Origin of the sequence: Sporosarcina sp. BP05 (genome assembly GCF_014282005.1) — a bacterium.
Classification (GTDB): Bacteria; Bacillota; Bacilli; order Bacillales_A; family Planococcaceae; genus Sporosarcina.
In genome coordinates, this window is sequence record NZ_JACFTD010000007.1 from 145618 (window position 1) to 161279 (window position 15662).

The window sequence follows — 15662 nt, forward strand, 5'->3', positions numbered from 1 at the left end:
GCCGCATCTAGACGGCGCCTTCCGCTTTTCTATGTTGTCCAGCTCCGGGCGCCAGATGCTCGGGTCATAAGCAATCCAGCTATGTGGCAAAAACCGCCACGTCGCTGGCTCGTCTTATGCCTGTCGCACCTGAGCCGCGCCCTCCGCTTTTCTTTGTTACTGCGTATCTTCTTTATAATCACATTCTGTACATTGAATCTGTACGCCTTTTTTCAGTTTCTTCTCAACTAGAGTACTTTCACATTTCGGACACGGTCTCGTAATCGGCTTATCCCATGATACGTATTCACATTCCGGATATCTATCACAGCCATAAAATATACGTTTCGTCTTACTTTTTCGTTCGACGACCTGTCCTTCTTTACATGTTGGACAAGTCACACCGATTGGTTTGATAATGGCTTTGGTATTGCGACATTCCGGAAAATCGGAACAGGCCATGAACTTGCCGTATCGACCCAATTTATATACCATTGCGGAGCCGCATTTCTCACAGTCTTCGCCAGCTGGTTCATCTTTGATTTCGATTTTTTCCATCTCTGCATCTGCGATTTGCACATGCTTTTCAAAATCACCATAGAAGTTACCAATAACCTCAGCCCACTTAATCAGACCATGCTCCACATTATCAAGTTCTTTTTCCATTTGAGCTGTAAACTCAAGGTCGATAATATTAGGGAAGTATTGATCTACGGCTTGATGAACGATACCGCCTAGCTCTGTAGGAAGGAATCTCTTCGCATCGAGAACTACATAGCCTCGTTTTTGAATTGTGTCGAGCGTCGGTGCGTACGTTGATGGACGACCTATTCCCTGCTCTTCAAGCGTCTTGACTAATCTTGCTTCCGAAAACCTTGGTGGCGGCTGAGTAAAGTGTTGTTTGGGATCGATTTCACTGAATTTCACTTGCTCGCCTTCTTCAAGCGGCGGGAGGATACGGTCTTTCTCCTCTTCTTTATCATCGTCACCTTCAACATACACTTTCATGAACCCTTGGAATTTAACTTGCGAACCGTTCGCCCTGAAGCGGACTTCACCATTCACAAGATCGACCGCAACCGTGTCGAGTACCGCTGGCGCCATTTGACTGGCGACGAGTCGTTCCCATATGAGTTTGTAAAGACGTAGTTGATCCCGTGACAATACTGTTTTCATAGCAGCTGGTGGTCGCATAACAGATGTCGGGCGTACTGCCTCGTGTGCGTCCTGCGTTTTTGCGGCGCTACCTTTAGCTACCGGCTTTGATGTTGCTACAAATTCTTCCCCATACATTGTTTCGATGAATGATCTCGCTTCCTCTTTTGCGCTATCGGCAATTCGGGTCGAGTCTGTTCTCATGTATGTAATAAGACCAACTTGACCTTCTTTCCCAAGGTTGATTCCTTCATAGAGCTGTTGGGCAAGCATCATCGTTTTTTTCGCTCGGAAGTTCAGCTTTCGTGCTGCTTCCTGTTGCAAGGATGAAGTGGTGAACGGCAACGCTGGATTTCGTTTACGCTCTTTTTTAACAACATTCGCAATATCGAATGTATCTCCGCTTAATTGGCTTAAGATTGCATCGACCTGTTGTTTGTCTGTAAGTTTCACTTTTTTCTTCGAATCGCCGAAGAACTCCGCTTCGAATGTAGTATCGTCTTTTTCGAATTGACCGGAAATGCTCCAGTATTCTTCAGGGACAAATGCATTGATTTCATTTTCTCTGTCGATAATCATACGTAGTGCGACAGATTGAACCCGGCCAGCGGATAACCCTTTTTTCACTTTTTTCCAAAGTATTGGGCTGATGTTGTAGCCTACAAGTCGATCTAAAATGCGACGGGCTTGTTGTGCATCGACACGATCCATATCGATTGGCCGTGGATTCTTAAATGATTCTTTAATCGCTTCTTTTGTTATTTCATTGAAGACAACTCGACAATCTGATTCGATATCTACGCCAAGCTGATTTGCCAAATGCCACGCAATCGCTTCCCCTTCTCTGTCGGGGTCAGCTGCGAGAAAGATTTTTTTAGCTTTTTTAGCTTCTTTTTTTAAATCTTGAAGAATCGGGCCTTTGCCGCGAATCGTAATGTATTTCGGTTCAAAGTTATTTTCGGTATCTACGCCCATCTGACTGCGCGGAAGATCACGCAAATGTCCAAGTGATGCACGCACTTTATATTTTTTTCCGAGATAGCGTTCAATCGTTTTTGCCTTTGCGGGTGATTCCACAATTACTAGGTAGTCTGCCATTAAGTGTATGCCTCCTTAAAGAGGTTTTGTATTTATTCATCAAAAGAATATCTGTTGCAAAATGTATACCAGTTTTGAGATTAAAGCAACCTTTTCAATGAAAAAGAGTTTTATTCAACCATTGAAAACGAGTGATTCGACGATTTGGAACCCGTTCCACACCGGTCTTGCACCCTCATCTAGCAACCTATTTGGGCCTGCCGACAACAGCGATGTGATGGGCCCGGGAACTGCATAGATATCTTTTCCGTGATCAAGTGCGTGCTCGACCGTACTCATCGTTCCACTTTTATCTGCTGATTCAGTGACAACGACTACATCTGATAACCCGCTTATGATACGATTTCGCATCGGAAAAGTCCAACGTTCAGGGCTTACGTACGGTGGGTATTCAGTAATTAGGAGATGATTTAGTGCAATTCTGTCCGCGAGCGCCTGATTTTCTTTTGGGTAAAGATGGAACAATCCATGCCCAAGTACAGCAATTGTTTTACCGCCGAATTTGAGTGCTGCTACATGCGCCATCGTGTCAGCTCCTGTTGCTAATCCCGATACGATAACGGCTCCATTTTCAACGAGCGGAGGAACAATAAGCGACATTGCTTCTTGTGAATAAACAGTTGCTTTTCGGGCTCCAATAATAGCCACTTTAAATTGTTTAGCAAGTAATGTATGGTCCCCTTTTGCATAAAGAACTGCCGGAGGATCGATAAGTACATGTAAATGGTCAGGGTATAAGGGATTTGTGAACGGAATTGGGGTGATTGCATTCCGCTTATATAACGCTTCGTAGGGGGTATCAGCATTACGGTGTAGACTGTCTTTCAATTGACTAGCTTTTAACACCGGGATGTTTAGGATATGAGCAAGTTCAAACGCCTTGTAAACATATAACTTTTCGAGATTGGGGTCTATCTCGTAAAGTCTGTTTAATCTGTTCAAAGGCACCGGAAATACATAGTGGAGCGCTAGCAATCGCCTTTCGGCATCTGTCAGTTCCATTGAATTCCTCCCTTTAATAGTAGAAAAAAAGATGCAGCGCATAAACTAGCACGCTGCATCTTTCATATTAATGTGTTTTACACTTTTCGTATAGACCTTTTTCTTTAATTACTTTAATTAATGTTTCGCCGATAACAGATGGCGTGTCCGCAACTTCAACACCCGCAGCATTTAGTGCTTTGATTTTTTCAGCAGCTGTCCCTTTACCGCCAGAAATGATGGCACCAGCATGGCCCATACGTTTTCCTTCAGGAGCTGTTTGACCACCGATAAAGCCAACAACAGGCTTCGTCATGTTAGCTTGAATCCACGCAGCTGCTTCTTCTTCAGCAGTTCCGCCAATTTCACCAATCATAACAACCGCATATGTCTCAGGGTCTTCGTTGAATTCTTTTAGTACATCGATGAAGTTTGTTCCGTTAACTGGGTCTCCGCCGATACCAACAGAAGTAGACTGTCCGATTCCAGCGTTCGTCAATTGAAGAACCGCTTCATACGTCAGTGTACCTGAACGTGAAACAACGCCTACATGGCCTTTTGTATTAATGTAACCAGGCATGATGCCGATTTTACATTCGTCTGCCGTGATAACACCCGGGCAGTTTGGACCGACAAGACGCGTTTTCTTGCCTTCCATGTAACGCTTAACTTTGACCATATCAAGTACTGGGATATGTTCTGTAATACAGATTGTCATGTCAAGTTCTGCTTCTACTGCTTCTAGAATTGCATCTGCAGCAAATGGAGCTGGAACATAAATAACTGATACGTTTGCGCCTGTTGCTTTTACAGCTTCTTCAACTGTGTTGAAAACAGGAACACCCGCCGCTTCAGTTCCACCTTTACCAGGTGTAACTCCGCCAACAATTTTCGTTCCGTACTCTAGCATTTGTTCTGTATGGAAAAGTGCTGTAGCACCCGTAATTCCTTGTACGATAACTTTTGTATCTTTGTTAATAAAAATACTCATCGTTTGTCCCTGCCTTTCTTAACCTACTAGTTCTACAATCTTTTTAGCACCGTCTGCCATCGTATCAGCAGCGATGATGTTCAAACCTGATTCATTCAATAGTGCTTTACCTTTGTCGACGTTTGTACCTTCTAGACGAACAACAAGTGGTACTTGTAGACCTACTTCTTTAGATGCAGCAATAACACCTTCAGCAATAACGTCACACTTCATAATACCACCGAAAATGTTGACGAAAATCCCTTTAACATTTGCATCAGAAAGAATGATTTTGAACGCTTCTGTAACTTTTTCAGCCGTTGCACTACCACCAACGTCAAGGAAGTTAGCAGGTGAACCACCGAAGTAGTTAATCGTGTCCATTGTAGCCATTGCAAGACCTGCACCGTTAACCATACAGCCGACGTTTCCGTCAAGAGAAATATAGCTTAGGTCAAATTTTGAAGCTTCGATTTCTTTTGGATCTTCTTCATCATAGTCGCGAAGTGCTTGGATATCTTTATGACGGTATAGTGCACTGTCATCAAAGTTGAATTTCGCGTCAAGAGCAAGTACATCGTCACCAGTTGTTACAACTAGTGGGTTAATTTCAACAATAGATGCGTCTTTTTCTACGAACACTTGGTAAAGTCCAAGCATGAATTTCGCTGCTTTGTTTACAAGGTGTGTAGGGATGTTCATGTTATATGCCATACGACGTGCTTGGAATCCAGTCAAACCAACAACTGGGTCAATGACTTCTTTGAAAATCTTTTCAGGTGTTGCTTCCGCAACTTCCTCGATGTCCATTCCGCCTTCTTCAGAACCCATAAGTGTTACACGGTCTGTTGCACTGTCAAGGACAAGTCCAAGATAGTATTCTTTTTTGATATCAGAACCTTCTTCGATAAGAAGACGTTTGATTTCTTTACCTTCTGGACCTGTTTGGTGAGTCACAAGTGTCTTACCAATCAATTCCTTAGCATAAGCACGAACTTCATCAAGATTTCTTGCAATCTTAACGCCGCCCGCTTTCCCACGTCCACCCGCGTGGATTTGTGCTTTTACTACGATAATGTCTGTACCTAGTTCCTTTGCAGCTTTTACTGCTTCCTCAGGAGAGAAAGCAACTAGGCCGTTAGAAACTGCTACACCATATTCTCTTAGTAGCTGTTTGCCTTGATATTCATGGATATTCATCTTACATCCTCCATTCGTACTTCTAAGCTATTTAATTTACTGCCTTATCCATTGTAGTAAACATGTCAAACAATGTCCACAATTGAATTTCAAATGTAGATATTTGTCGAATCTATTTCAAAATTCCGTTTTTCTTTTCTCTCCATGTTGACGGTCAATCTGATAAATATAGGCAAACACTTCAGATACCGCTTTGTACAATTCTTCGGGAATCGACTCATTAACATTCAATTGCCCTAAAATTTCCACAAGGCTAGGATCTTCCTGAATAGGGATATTATTCTCTTTCGCTTTTTCCAATATATTTTCAGCGATCTTCCCTTTCCCTTTTGCAACTACTTTTGGCGCTCCTGCCGAAAATGGTTCATATGAAAGGGCAACCGCCTCTTTTCGGATATGACGTTCCTCTGTCATATGCGGAAGTCAACTCCTTGCCCATCGATTTTCATCGCTTTTTTCTGTTTCTGCACGTTTTTTTCTTCCTCTATAAAGTTCTTAAAGAATACACCAGACAATTTATAGCCCGTTGACTCGAGTCCCTCTTTCAATCTTTCCTGAAGAGTTCCTCCTCCTATCGACTTAAGCGTCTCATCTGCATTAAAGACGGTGACCATCACGACCCTGTTCTGGACTTGCATGTCAATAATCGTCTTGTCAATCGAGTCGAGTTCGAGATAAAAAAGAATTCGTGCAAAGTCCGCATCAATCTTTCCATTCTTTTGCAGTTGTCCATTCCACTGCAATGTGGCATCGATACGTTTGCCAAAAAACTCCAGTGGAACTTGCATAATCAGTTGGTGTTGTACGCCGTTTTCCCCCGATTGGAGCAGTGGTCCATTCATCCTCGTGACGACCATTTCTGCCGCATCACGAAGAGCTGTCGAGACAGATGGGTCATGCATAAGAGCAAGTAGTTGGGGTTTTAACGTTTCCGCAAGACGTCCGATATCAGGTTCTTTCCCCAGTAATCCCGCCTCATAATTGAGCCCGAATGAACGTATGACTGTTTGCAGCGCATCTTTCACAGCTTTTCCATCAATCATTGAAGCAACGGCGACTTCTGCTACCTGCACCATTTTCTGGATAGCTGGGTTAGCAGATTGTTCCGCCGTTCGCAGAAGCGCCGCCAACTTCTCAGTCCCTTGTTGACCAAGTAGGGCTAGCAATTGTTCTTTGGGACCTTCTGCTAAGGGACTAGCCTGGAAAGGAGCTGCAACTGCATTTTCAGCCGTTATCCGCGTAAATGCCTGACTGAACTCTTGAACGAACTTCGTTGGCGTTTGTGCAATCGGCTGTGCATTTACGGCGCGGTCAATCATTGCCGCGAGCATCGTTTTCTGCTGTGTATTTGTCACCGGATCGGATGAAATCAAAGCTTTTAAATTTCCCAATGGGACCTTCTGTTGAGTTGGCGGAGCCTCTTCAATTTGCTTGAGCATTGTCAGCACCTGCTGCACAATCGGCGATGACACTGAAGACGCTTGGGGCGCGGTGGCGGCCTGCCTATTCATACTTGCGGGGTGAACGTTCTGCGGTCCTACCGGGATTGGTTGTGATGCTGGCAAAGCATTACTTGGACGTGCTGCGCCTTCTCCCAAAATCAATGAAGCGAGCACTTGCGGTAGGTTTGCAAGAGACGTCCGTTCCGGTAAAACACCTTCACTTTTCAGCATTTGCAGGATAGCAAAACGTTCTTCTCCAGGCGCGGAACGATCCAGTAACGTGAGTAGAGATTGACCTAGTAATGCTCCCCCTGTCGCCTGCGCAAAGGGCCTAGCCATCTTCTCTAGCGCAGATAAAATAGCATCTTTGGCTTGCGGCATGACCGTGTTATCCAGTGCCAATGCATTTCGCAACGAAGTCAAAACACTATGCAAACCTTCTTTCGTTTCGACTCCTAAAAGTGACCGAAAGATATTCTCAGTAAGCGGCAATTTCAGCTCAATCATCTTCTGAAGTGACGCAAGTGCTTCATTCCGTGCGGCTGGCGGTACGACCTTTAATAACGCTTCCGCCTCTAGCAAACTATCCCGCGTCATCGGAATTTTATTTTTCATGACGAACGCCAGCAATGCTTGCATTTCTGCCGTCTTTGGCAACTGCATCGCGTCCATTAATCCGCCAAGTTGGCGTGCCTGTCCCTCTGTAGCTTGAAGGGGTCCTGAAATGATTTTCAGTTGCAATTCTGGCTTAACTGCATTTACTTGAAAGTAGTAGGAGTCACCCGCTTTCATCGGGACTTCCAGTTTAGCGAATACCTTTTGTCCCCCAATTTGGACTTCAGCCATTTGCCCCGGAAAAAGCTGCTTAACCTGCCCATGGACCATTTGACCGTCATTCAAGGCCAGCGGTCTATTTGGAACGGCGCCCGCCCCCTGACTTGCCGATACTGCCGCAGTAGGAAAATTCATCGATTTCCCTTCCTCCCCTCCAACATTGATTTAACAGGCTCGAAAGTTATTCGGTGATGTACACACGGTCCATGTGTTTGAAGTGCTAGAACATGTTCCGCAGTCCCGTATCCCGCATTTTTCTTGAAATTATACATAGGAAAGTCGTTATGTAAATTATCCATAATGGCATCTCTTGTTGTTTTTGCAATAATCGACGCAGCCGCCACAGCTAAACTAAACGAATCACCTTTAATGACCGATTCTGTAGGGCAATTTGTAGCGAGTTTCATGGCATCCGCAATGACGAAATCAGGATTGACAGTAAGCCCCTTTACTGCCTGTTCCATCGAATCCCTTGTTGCGGCATAAATATTCATACCATCAATCATATGGGCGGATTGAATATGTGCTGAATAAGCGATAGCGACGCTTTTTATTTGTTCTGCAAGCCGTTCCCGTTCTGCCTTTGATATAGCCTTAGAATCATCAAGACCAACAAGTTCCGGTGTTTCTCGCGGCAGGATAACCGCTGCAGTGACCACAGGACCCGCTAACGGCCCTCTCCCCGCTTCATCTACCCCTGCAATCAATGCTCCTTCAAACGGCGCAAACGACTTATCAAACGTTTCTTTCAGCATATGGTTGTATTCTATAGCTTTCTGCTTTTCATACTGGCGCTTCCAGCGACTAAGTGCATTTTGCACGCCAGTTCTTGAATCCCGTGCAAGCTCTTCCATCCAGAATTCCGGCTCTTTAACATGCGTCAGCCGTTCCGTAATTTCCTTTATCGTTTTCAATGCAATCACTCTCCATTAACAGACGACTTATCGATCCATCTCTTTGTTAGTATATCGGCTATCTTTGCCACTTTTCGACTCCCATAAAAGAAAAGGCCGATTGCCGCGGAATTAATTCCGTGCCGGCATCGGCCTAGTCATTTTGTGATTGTTCTGCTGTGAAGTCGAAGGTCAGTTTGCCAAGGTATTCGTTGCGAATATCACGGACAACCAACTCTGCCACTTTGTCATAATCGATTTCTCCGCCGACAGTATATACTTTACGAAGTGAACCAATCTTTTCAAAAATCGGAAGGATTTCGTCGCCGACAGTTGTTAGTCCATATCTGTCTGTCAGCCTAGCTGGATAATTTGCCTCTAGGAAACGAAGGCCATACACTGCCAAGTCTTCCATATTGACGATTTTATCCTTAATGGCGCCTGTCAGTGCAAGCTTAAAGCCAACTTCCTTATCCTCAAACTTAGGCCACAGAATACCTGGTGTGTCTAGAAGCTCTAGCTCTTTTTCATATTTAATCCATTGCTGGGCTTTTGTAACGCCTGGCGTATTACCAGTTTTGGCAATGTTTTTCTTTGCCAACCTGTTAATAAGTGTCGATTTACCAACGTTAGGAATCCCCACAATCATCGCACGCATCGCGCCTGGACGAATGCCTCTTGAACGCATCCTTTCCAACTTCGGCTCCAAAATCTCTTTCGCAGCTTTTATAACAGTCTGAAGCCCCCTACCTTCAAATGAATTGATGGCAACTGCACGCATTCCTTGCGCTTCAAAATAGCGGATCCAGCGTGCTGTTTCCGTTTCATCCGCAAGGTCCATCTTGTTCAGGATAAGAAGTCTTGGTTTTTGATGAATGACTTCGTCAATCATCGGATTTCTAGAAGATAGTGGTAGCCTAGCATCGATTAATTCAAAAACGATGTCAACAAGCTTCAGCTTTTCGGTTACTTCTCGGCGAGCTTTCGCCATATGTCCGGGAAACCATTGAATTGTCATGTTGTCAGTTCCTCCCGTCAGTTAATAATTCCAAAATCTTTAATCGGCCAGAAAACGACTTTTGTGCTACCAATGATTTCATCGATGGCAACAGCTCCAATATGTCTGGAGTCTTTACTCTTCCTTCTGTTATCGCCCATGACAAATACATGATCTGCCGGGACAGTTTTGCTACCGATTACCTCATCGAGTATGAAATCGCCGGTTAATGGGTTGTCTACGATTTCCCCTTTGTATTGATCAAGATAGGGCTCTTCGAATGGTTCTCCATTAACGTATAAAATGTCATCCCGATACTCTACTTCGTCGCCAGGAAGTCCAATTACCCTTTTTATGTAATCTTTTTCTTCAGGTGCATGGAACACAACAACATCAAACCGTTTTGGTTCTCCGATTGTATAACCAATCTTATTAACAATCATTCGATCACCGTTTTCGAGTGTAGGCATCATCGATACGCCATCGACAACGATTGGTGTAAAGAGGAAAACTCGGATGATTGCTGCAAGGCCGAATGCGATTAAAAGCGCCTTCACCCATTCCCATGTTTCGTTTTTCTTCTTCTTTTCATCATTCATTGGCAAGGCCTCCTGCTTACTACTGTCTTTATTGTACAGTCTATTTATTTTTGAGGCAAAAAGAAAGGAGGCCGTTTGTGGGCCTCCTACATTTTTTATCGTAGTTCTTTGATACGTGCAGCTTTTCCGCGTAATTCGCGAAGGTAGTACAATTTCGCGCGACGTACTTTACCACGGCGTATTACTTCAAGTAATGTGATTTTCGGTGTGTTTACAGGGAATGTACGTTCAACACCTACACCGTTGGAGATTTTACGGACTGTGAATGATTCACTGATTCCGCCTCCACGACGTGATATAACAATTCCTTCAAATAGCTGAATACGCTCGCGCGTTCCCTCTACGATTTTTACGTGCAAACGAACTGTATCTCCTGCACGGAAAGCTGGATGATCAGAACGAAGCTGATCTTTAGTGATTGCTGAAATAATATGTTGCATAGTTAATCTCTCCCTATCCTCAGGTGCTCTTACACTTCTTACCTTGCAGCGGAACATCTGTCAGTATGTACTTACATAGAAGCACATAGTAGATAGTACCACAAATCGCAAGTCGTTGCAAGGTCATCTACTTATTTGTTTTCTCGTTTTAATTGCTGGAGATACTTACGTTGATGTTCGGTAAGTGGTGCATCTTTCAGCAAATCTTTTCTGCGTTCGAATGTCCGAAGAAGCGACTGCTGTTCACGCCATTTATCAATTTCTGCATGATTGCCGGATAACAATACATCCGGTACTTCCATTCCATTAAAATTGGATGGACGTGTGTATTGCGGATGTTCAAGCAATCCTGTCGAAAATGAATCGAGCACGGGAGAATCAGCATTACCAAGGACATTCGGCAACAGCCGGACAACACTGTCGATCACAGCCATCGCAGCGATCTCTCCACCCGTTAGAACGAAGTCTCCAATGGATAACTCATCAGTGACCAGATACTGGCGTATACGCTCGTCGTAGCCCTCATAATGACCACATATGAACACGACATGTTCTTCAGCGGATAGTTCTTCCGCTTTCTTCTGTGTAAATCGTTCTCCCTGAGGACACATCAGAATGACACGCGGTGGTTTTTCAAGCCCTTCGGATATAGCTTCAACCGCTGCAAAGATCGGTTCAGGTTTAAGCACCATACCCGCTCCTCCGCCATAAGGATAATCGTCAACTTTACGATGCTTGCTCGTAGAATAATCACGGAAATCGGTTACACCAAATGTGACTGCACCGTTCGCCTGCGCCTTTTTCATGATCGAAGAATGAAGAACGCCTTCGAACATTTCCGGAAACAGTGAAAGCACATCGATTTTCATCATGAAAGAAGTCCTTCCATCGGATCTATGATGATTTTCTTGCTAGCTATATCGACTTCTTTAACGATGTCTTCGATATAAGGAATGTAGTGAGGCTTGCCTTTTTCAGGCGTTACCGTCCATACATCATTCGCACCGGTTTCAAGTATTTCAGTCACTTTACCTAGTTCGATGCCTTCAGTCGTGAACACTGTACAACCAACGATTTCGTGGTAGTAGAATTCATTTTCATCCAAATCACCAAGTTGGTTTTCCGGTATCATGAAAATACCGTTACGATATTTTTCAACATCGTTAAGATTTGGATGATTTTCAAATGTTAACAAATCAAAAGTCTTATGCTGACGATGACTTGCCACAGTTAAGTAAATAGGCGTTTTGCTGTCCGGCATGAACAAGGCAAGCTTGTTTCCGACCGTATAGCGTTCTTCCGGGAAATGAGTACGCGAGATAACACGGACTTCTCCACGAATACCGTGCGTATTAACAATTGTACCAACGTTGAACCATTGCATAAAAATCACACCTTCCTTAATTTGAAAAGCGCAAGGCGCCATTACAACCGAACGCAGCCTTAGTTCGCGACGTCCTGTCGCAACGGCTGCATGACCCACTTCGTGTGGGTCCAAGCGCTGGAGGAATTGCTGGCAAAGGCGCTCTTTGCCTTTGCCAGCAATTCTGAAGCGACTCAAGGGGTTGCCGCCTGGAGCCTAGATACCACTGTAAGTAGTGAAATAATACTTTAAACAAAAAAGGAAGGAACATAGGCTCCCTCCTTTTCTGTATCAATCTATAATATCGATGTAAACCTTCTTGCCATGGTGACTGCCTGCTGCTGAGTAAACAATGGTGCGTATCGCTTTCGCAACACGTCCCTGCTTCCCGATAACTTTTCCCATATCTTCGGGATTTACAGATAGTTTATAGATGACACGATTATCGTGTTCATCCATCGCAATCCGAACATCCTCTGGATAATCGACTAACGGTTTAACGATTGTCTCAATCAGCTGCTTCATGTGCACCCCTCCTGATTACTTACCGAGTTTAGCGTTATGGTATTTTTCCATGATGCCTTTGTCGGAAAACAGGTTACGGACAGTATCAGATGGTTTCGCACCCTCTTGAAGCCATTTAAGAGCTAGCTCTTCATTGATTTTTACTTCAGCTGGTTTTGTAAGCGGGTTGTAAGTACCAACCGTTTCGATTTGACGACCATCACGTGGTGAACGTGAATCTGCTACTACAATACGATAGAAAGGAGTTTTCTTTGCTCCCATACGTTTAAGACGAATTTTTACTGACATTTTTACTTGCACCTCCGAATAGTTTCACACAAGATAGTATATTATCAAGCTTTCTGTTGTTTGTAAAGTGTTTTTTCTTAACACCTTGAATTTCTTTCAAAAATCCAGGATTTCATTTAAAAAATGAATCCAATCCAGGCATTTTCATCTTCTTTTTACCTTTTTGTTGCATGCCGGTCATTTGTTTGACCATTTTTTTCATGTCTTCGAATTGCTTAAGTAACCGATTGACATCTTGAATGGTTGTTCCTGACCCTTTTGCTATTCGCTTGCGACGATTTGCATTAATGATTTCAGGTGTATTGCGCTCCGCCGTAGTCATCGATTGGATGACTGCTTCAACGCGCCCCATTTGGCCTTCGTCAACCTTAGCATTTTCGAGACCTTTGATTTTATTGGCACCGGGCATCATTTTCAAAAGTTCGTCGAGTGGCCCCATCTTTTTGACTTGCTGAAGCTGTTCAAGGAAGTCGTCGAGTGTAAATGATTGCGTCAGAAGCTTTTGTTCAAGTTCCTTCGACTTCTCTTCATCGACATTCTCCTGCGCTTTTTCGATGAGAGACATGACATCACCCATACCAAGAATTCGAGATGCCATACGTTCCGGATGAAACGGTTCAAGTGCATCCATCTTCTCGCCCATCCCGACAAATTTAATCGGTTTGTCTGTAACAGCACGAATGGAAAGCGCCGCTCCCCCCCGGGTATCCCCGTCGAGTTTCGTCAGGATAACGCCTGTTATTCCAACAGTATCATCGAAACTTTTAGCGACATTTACAGCATCCTGCCCAGTCATTGCATCAACAACAAGGAAGACTTCGTCAGGAGTACTAAGATCCCGAATATCCTTCAGTTCCTGCATCAGTAATTCATCAACATGCAGCCTTCCAGCTGTATCAATGATAACGACATCATGATGCTCTTTCTCCGCCTCTGCGAGCGCCTGGCGAACAATTTCAACAGGTGAAATGTCAGTTCCTAGTGCAAACACAGGCATTGTCAGTTGCTTACCGAGTGTTTCCAACTGCTGAATCGCAGCCGGTCTGTAAACGTCTGCTGCGACAAGAAGCGGCTTTTTATTGTGCCGCTTGCGAAGTACGCTTGCCAGTTTCCCCGTGGTTGTCGTTTTACCCGCACCTTGCAGACCTACCATCATAATGACAGTAGGTGATTTCCGTGCAAACTGGATTGGGTTCTGCTCGCCGCCCATTAGGTTTGTCAGTTCATCTTTAACGATTTTAACAACCTGTTGACCAGGCGTTAGACTCTTCATGACATCATGTCCGACTGCGCGTTCACTTACTGTTTTGACAAACTCTTTGACAACTTTCAAGTTAACGTCGGCTTCAATAAGCGCAAAACGTACTTCACGCATCATTTCCTTGACATCAGCTTCGTCAATTTTACCTTTGCCCCTAATTTTCTGTAGCGTCCCTTGCAGGCGCTGGGCTAATCCTTCAAATGCCATGCACAGAGCCTCCTACTCATGATTTCTTAACGCACTTAACAATTCTTTAATTGTTTCCGATTTTTTATCTGTATCGGTTATGAGCTGCTCAAGATAATCTACAATTTCTGCTCGCTTCTGGAATTCCGAAAATAAATTCAACTTCATTTCATAATCTTCGAGCATCGCTTCCGTCCGACGAACATTGTCATAGACAGCTTGACGCGATACGCCGTATTCACCAGCAATCTCACCGAGTGAAAGATCTTCTAGATAGTAAAGTTGCATGTACAGTCTTTGTTTATCCGTCAAAAGTGACTGATAAAAATCAAAGAGGAAGTTGATGCGTGTCGTTTTTGCAAGCGTCATACGCTTTGCCTCCCCGCTATGTTCTTCCTAAGTCATCATAGTATGACAGCAACGTGCTGTCAAGTTGTTTTACTTGTCTACACTAGTATCTTCCTGTTCAAGCCCATCCGCAAAAAGACCGTATACATACTTTTCCGGATCAAATGGTTGAAGATCATCCACACCTTCACCGAGTCCAACGAATTTAACAGGGATATTTAATTTCTTTCTAATAGCAAGTACTATACCGCCTTTTGCTGTACCATCAAGCTTCGTTAAGACGATGCCTGTAACATTCGTTGCTTCTTTGAATGTTTGCGCTTGGATCAACGCATTTTGCCCTGTTGTTGCATCGAGCGCTAGAAGTACTTCATGCGGTGCACCTTCTACTTCTTTACTGATGACCCGATGCACTTTTTGAAGTTCATTCATCAAGTTCACTTTATTTTGGAGCCTTCCCGCGGTATCACAAATAAGGACGTCCACTTTGCGGTTTTTTGCAGCACGGATTGCGTCGTACATGACCGCGGCGGGATCAGACCCTTCCGATTGACGGATAACTTCTACTCCAGCACGTTCACCCCAGACAACGAGTTGATCGATGGCACCAGCACGGAATGTGTCGCCTGCCGCAAGCATAACCGTCTTGCCTTCTGCCATCAGTCGCGCTGCCAATTTCCCGATTGTCGTCGTTTTCCCAACTCCATTAACCCCTACCATTAAGATTACAGTCAGACTGTCTTCTTGAATATTCAGCTCGTTGTCAAGTTCTTCACCAGCTTGGTAGATTTCAACAAGCTTTTCAGAAATGACCGATTGAATACCCGCTGTATCTTTAATGTTTTTTCGTTGCACTTCGACTTTCAGTAAATCGATGAGCTCCATGACTGTTTCAAAACCGACATCCGCCTGTAACAGCAATTCTTCCAATTCCTCGAAGAATTCTTCATCGATTACTCTGAAGCGTGCAACAAGATCATTCACTTTGGATGTGAACTGATTTCGCGTTTTTGATAAACCATCTTTAAATTTTTCTGTTACCGCTTCGTTCGTGCCTGTTATTTTTTCCTTAAGCTTCTTAAAAAAAGACAATTGTAGTCACC

17 protein-coding genes are annotated in these 15662 nt (G+C 44.0%); all 17 read right to left on the reverse strand.

Features of this window, described 5'->3' with window-relative positions:
- Positions 1-156: 156 nt before the first annotated feature.
- The 17 genes from topA to ftsY all read right to left on the reverse strand — a co-directional run bounded on the left by topA (position 157) and on the right by ftsY (position 15651).
- Complete coding sequence (gene topA / locus H2672_RS10425; protein WP_186671254.1) at positions 157-2232, reverse strand: type I DNA topoisomerase; 2076 nt, start codon at positions 2230-2232, stop codon at positions 157-159.
- A gap of 114 nt (positions 2233-2346) precedes the next feature.
- A complete protein-coding gene (gene dprA, locus H2672_RS10430) occupies positions 2347-3234 on the reverse strand; it encodes a DNA-processing protein DprA (RefSeq protein ID WP_186671255.1) in 888 nt (295 codons plus the stop codon).
- A 67-nt stretch (positions 3235-3301) separates the two neighbouring features.
- Positions 3302-4204: a succinate--CoA ligase subunit alpha gene (gene sucD, locus H2672_RS10435; protein WP_186671256.1), complete on the reverse strand. Its 903-nt coding sequence runs from the start codon at positions 4202-4204 to the stop codon at positions 3302-3304.
- 18 nt (positions 4205-4222) lie between these two features.
- Positions 4223-5383, reverse strand: a complete 1161-nt coding sequence (gene sucC, locus H2672_RS10440) for an ADP-forming succinate--CoA ligase subunit beta (protein ID WP_186671257.1) — start codon at positions 5381-5383, stop codon at positions 4223-4225.
- 117 nt (positions 5384-5500) lie between these two features.
- Positions 5501-5797 carry an EscU/YscU/HrcU family type III secretion system export apparatus switch protein gene (locus H2672_RS10445; protein WP_186671258.1) on the reverse strand — a complete coding sequence of 99 codons (297 nt, stop codon included), beginning with the start codon at positions 5795-5797 and terminating at the stop codon, positions 5501-5503.
- Complete coding sequence (locus H2672_RS10450) at positions 5794-7794, reverse strand: hypothetical protein (RefSeq protein ID WP_186671259.1); 2001 nt, start codon at positions 7792-7794, stop codon at positions 5794-5796. Before H2672_RS10450 ends, H2672_RS10445 begins: the two co-directional genes overlap by 4 nt.
- Positions 7791-8582 carry a ribonuclease HII gene (locus H2672_RS10455; RefSeq protein ID WP_370569631.1) on the reverse strand — a complete coding sequence of 264 codons (792 nt, stop codon included), beginning with the start codon at positions 8580-8582 and terminating at the stop codon, positions 7791-7793. The genes H2672_RS10450 and H2672_RS10455 overlap by 4 nt, the downstream gene beginning before the upstream one ends.
- Before the next feature lie 124 nt (positions 8583-8706).
- On the reverse strand, positions 8707-9570 hold the full coding sequence (gene ylqF, locus H2672_RS10460; RefSeq protein ID WP_186671261.1) for a ribosome biogenesis GTPase YlqF: 864 nt from the start codon (positions 9568-9570) through the stop codon (positions 8707-8709).
- A 17-nt stretch (positions 9571-9587) separates the two neighbouring features.
- Positions 9588-10148 (reverse strand): signal peptidase I, encoded by a 561-nt coding sequence (gene lepB, locus H2672_RS10465; RefSeq protein ID WP_186671262.1) that lies wholly within the window; start codon positions 10146-10148, stop codon positions 9588-9590.
- A 95-nt stretch (positions 10149-10243) separates the two neighbouring features.
- Positions 10244-10588: a 50S ribosomal protein L19 gene (gene rplS / locus H2672_RS10470; RefSeq protein WP_186671263.1), complete on the reverse strand. Its 345-nt coding sequence runs from the start codon at positions 10586-10588 to the stop codon at positions 10244-10246.
- Between the two features lie 131 nt (positions 10589-10719).
- Positions 10720-11457, reverse strand: a complete 738-nt coding sequence (gene trmD / locus H2672_RS10475) for a tRNA (guanosine(37)-N1)-methyltransferase TrmD (protein WP_186671339.1) — start codon at positions 11455-11457, stop codon at positions 10720-10722.
- Positions 11457-11972, reverse strand: a complete 516-nt coding sequence (gene rimM / locus H2672_RS10480) for a ribosome maturation factor RimM (protein WP_186671340.1) — start codon at positions 11970-11972, stop codon at positions 11457-11459. Before rimM ends, trmD begins: the two co-directional genes overlap by 1 nt.
- A 270-nt stretch (positions 11973-12242) precedes the next feature.
- Entirely contained in the window at positions 12243-12476 is a 234-nt protein-coding gene (locus H2672_RS10485) for a KH domain-containing protein (RefSeq protein WP_067211298.1), read from the reverse strand.
- A 15-nt stretch (positions 12477-12491) separates the two neighbouring features.
- On the reverse strand, positions 12492-12764 hold the full coding sequence (rpsP, locus tag H2672_RS10490; RefSeq protein ID WP_067211301.1) for a 30S ribosomal protein S16: 273 nt from the start codon (positions 12762-12764) through the stop codon (positions 12492-12494).
- A gap of 112 nt (positions 12765-12876) precedes the next feature.
- A complete protein-coding gene (gene ffh / locus H2672_RS10495; RefSeq protein WP_186671264.1) occupies positions 12877-14232 on the reverse strand; it encodes a signal recognition particle protein in 1356 nt (451 codons plus the stop codon).
- A gap of 12 nt (positions 14233-14244) precedes the next feature.
- Positions 14245-14580, reverse strand: a complete 336-nt coding sequence (locus H2672_RS10500; protein ID WP_067211307.1) for a putative DNA-binding protein — start codon at positions 14578-14580, stop codon at positions 14245-14247.
- Positions 14581-14649: 69 nt separating this feature from the next.
- The gene (gene ftsY, locus H2672_RS10505; protein ID WP_186671265.1) at positions 14650-15651 is read right to left on the reverse strand and encodes a signal recognition particle-docking protein FtsY; all 1002 of its coding nucleotides are present in this window, start codon (positions 15649-15651) and stop codon (positions 14650-14652) included.
- Positions 15652-15662: the final 11 nt, after the last annotated feature.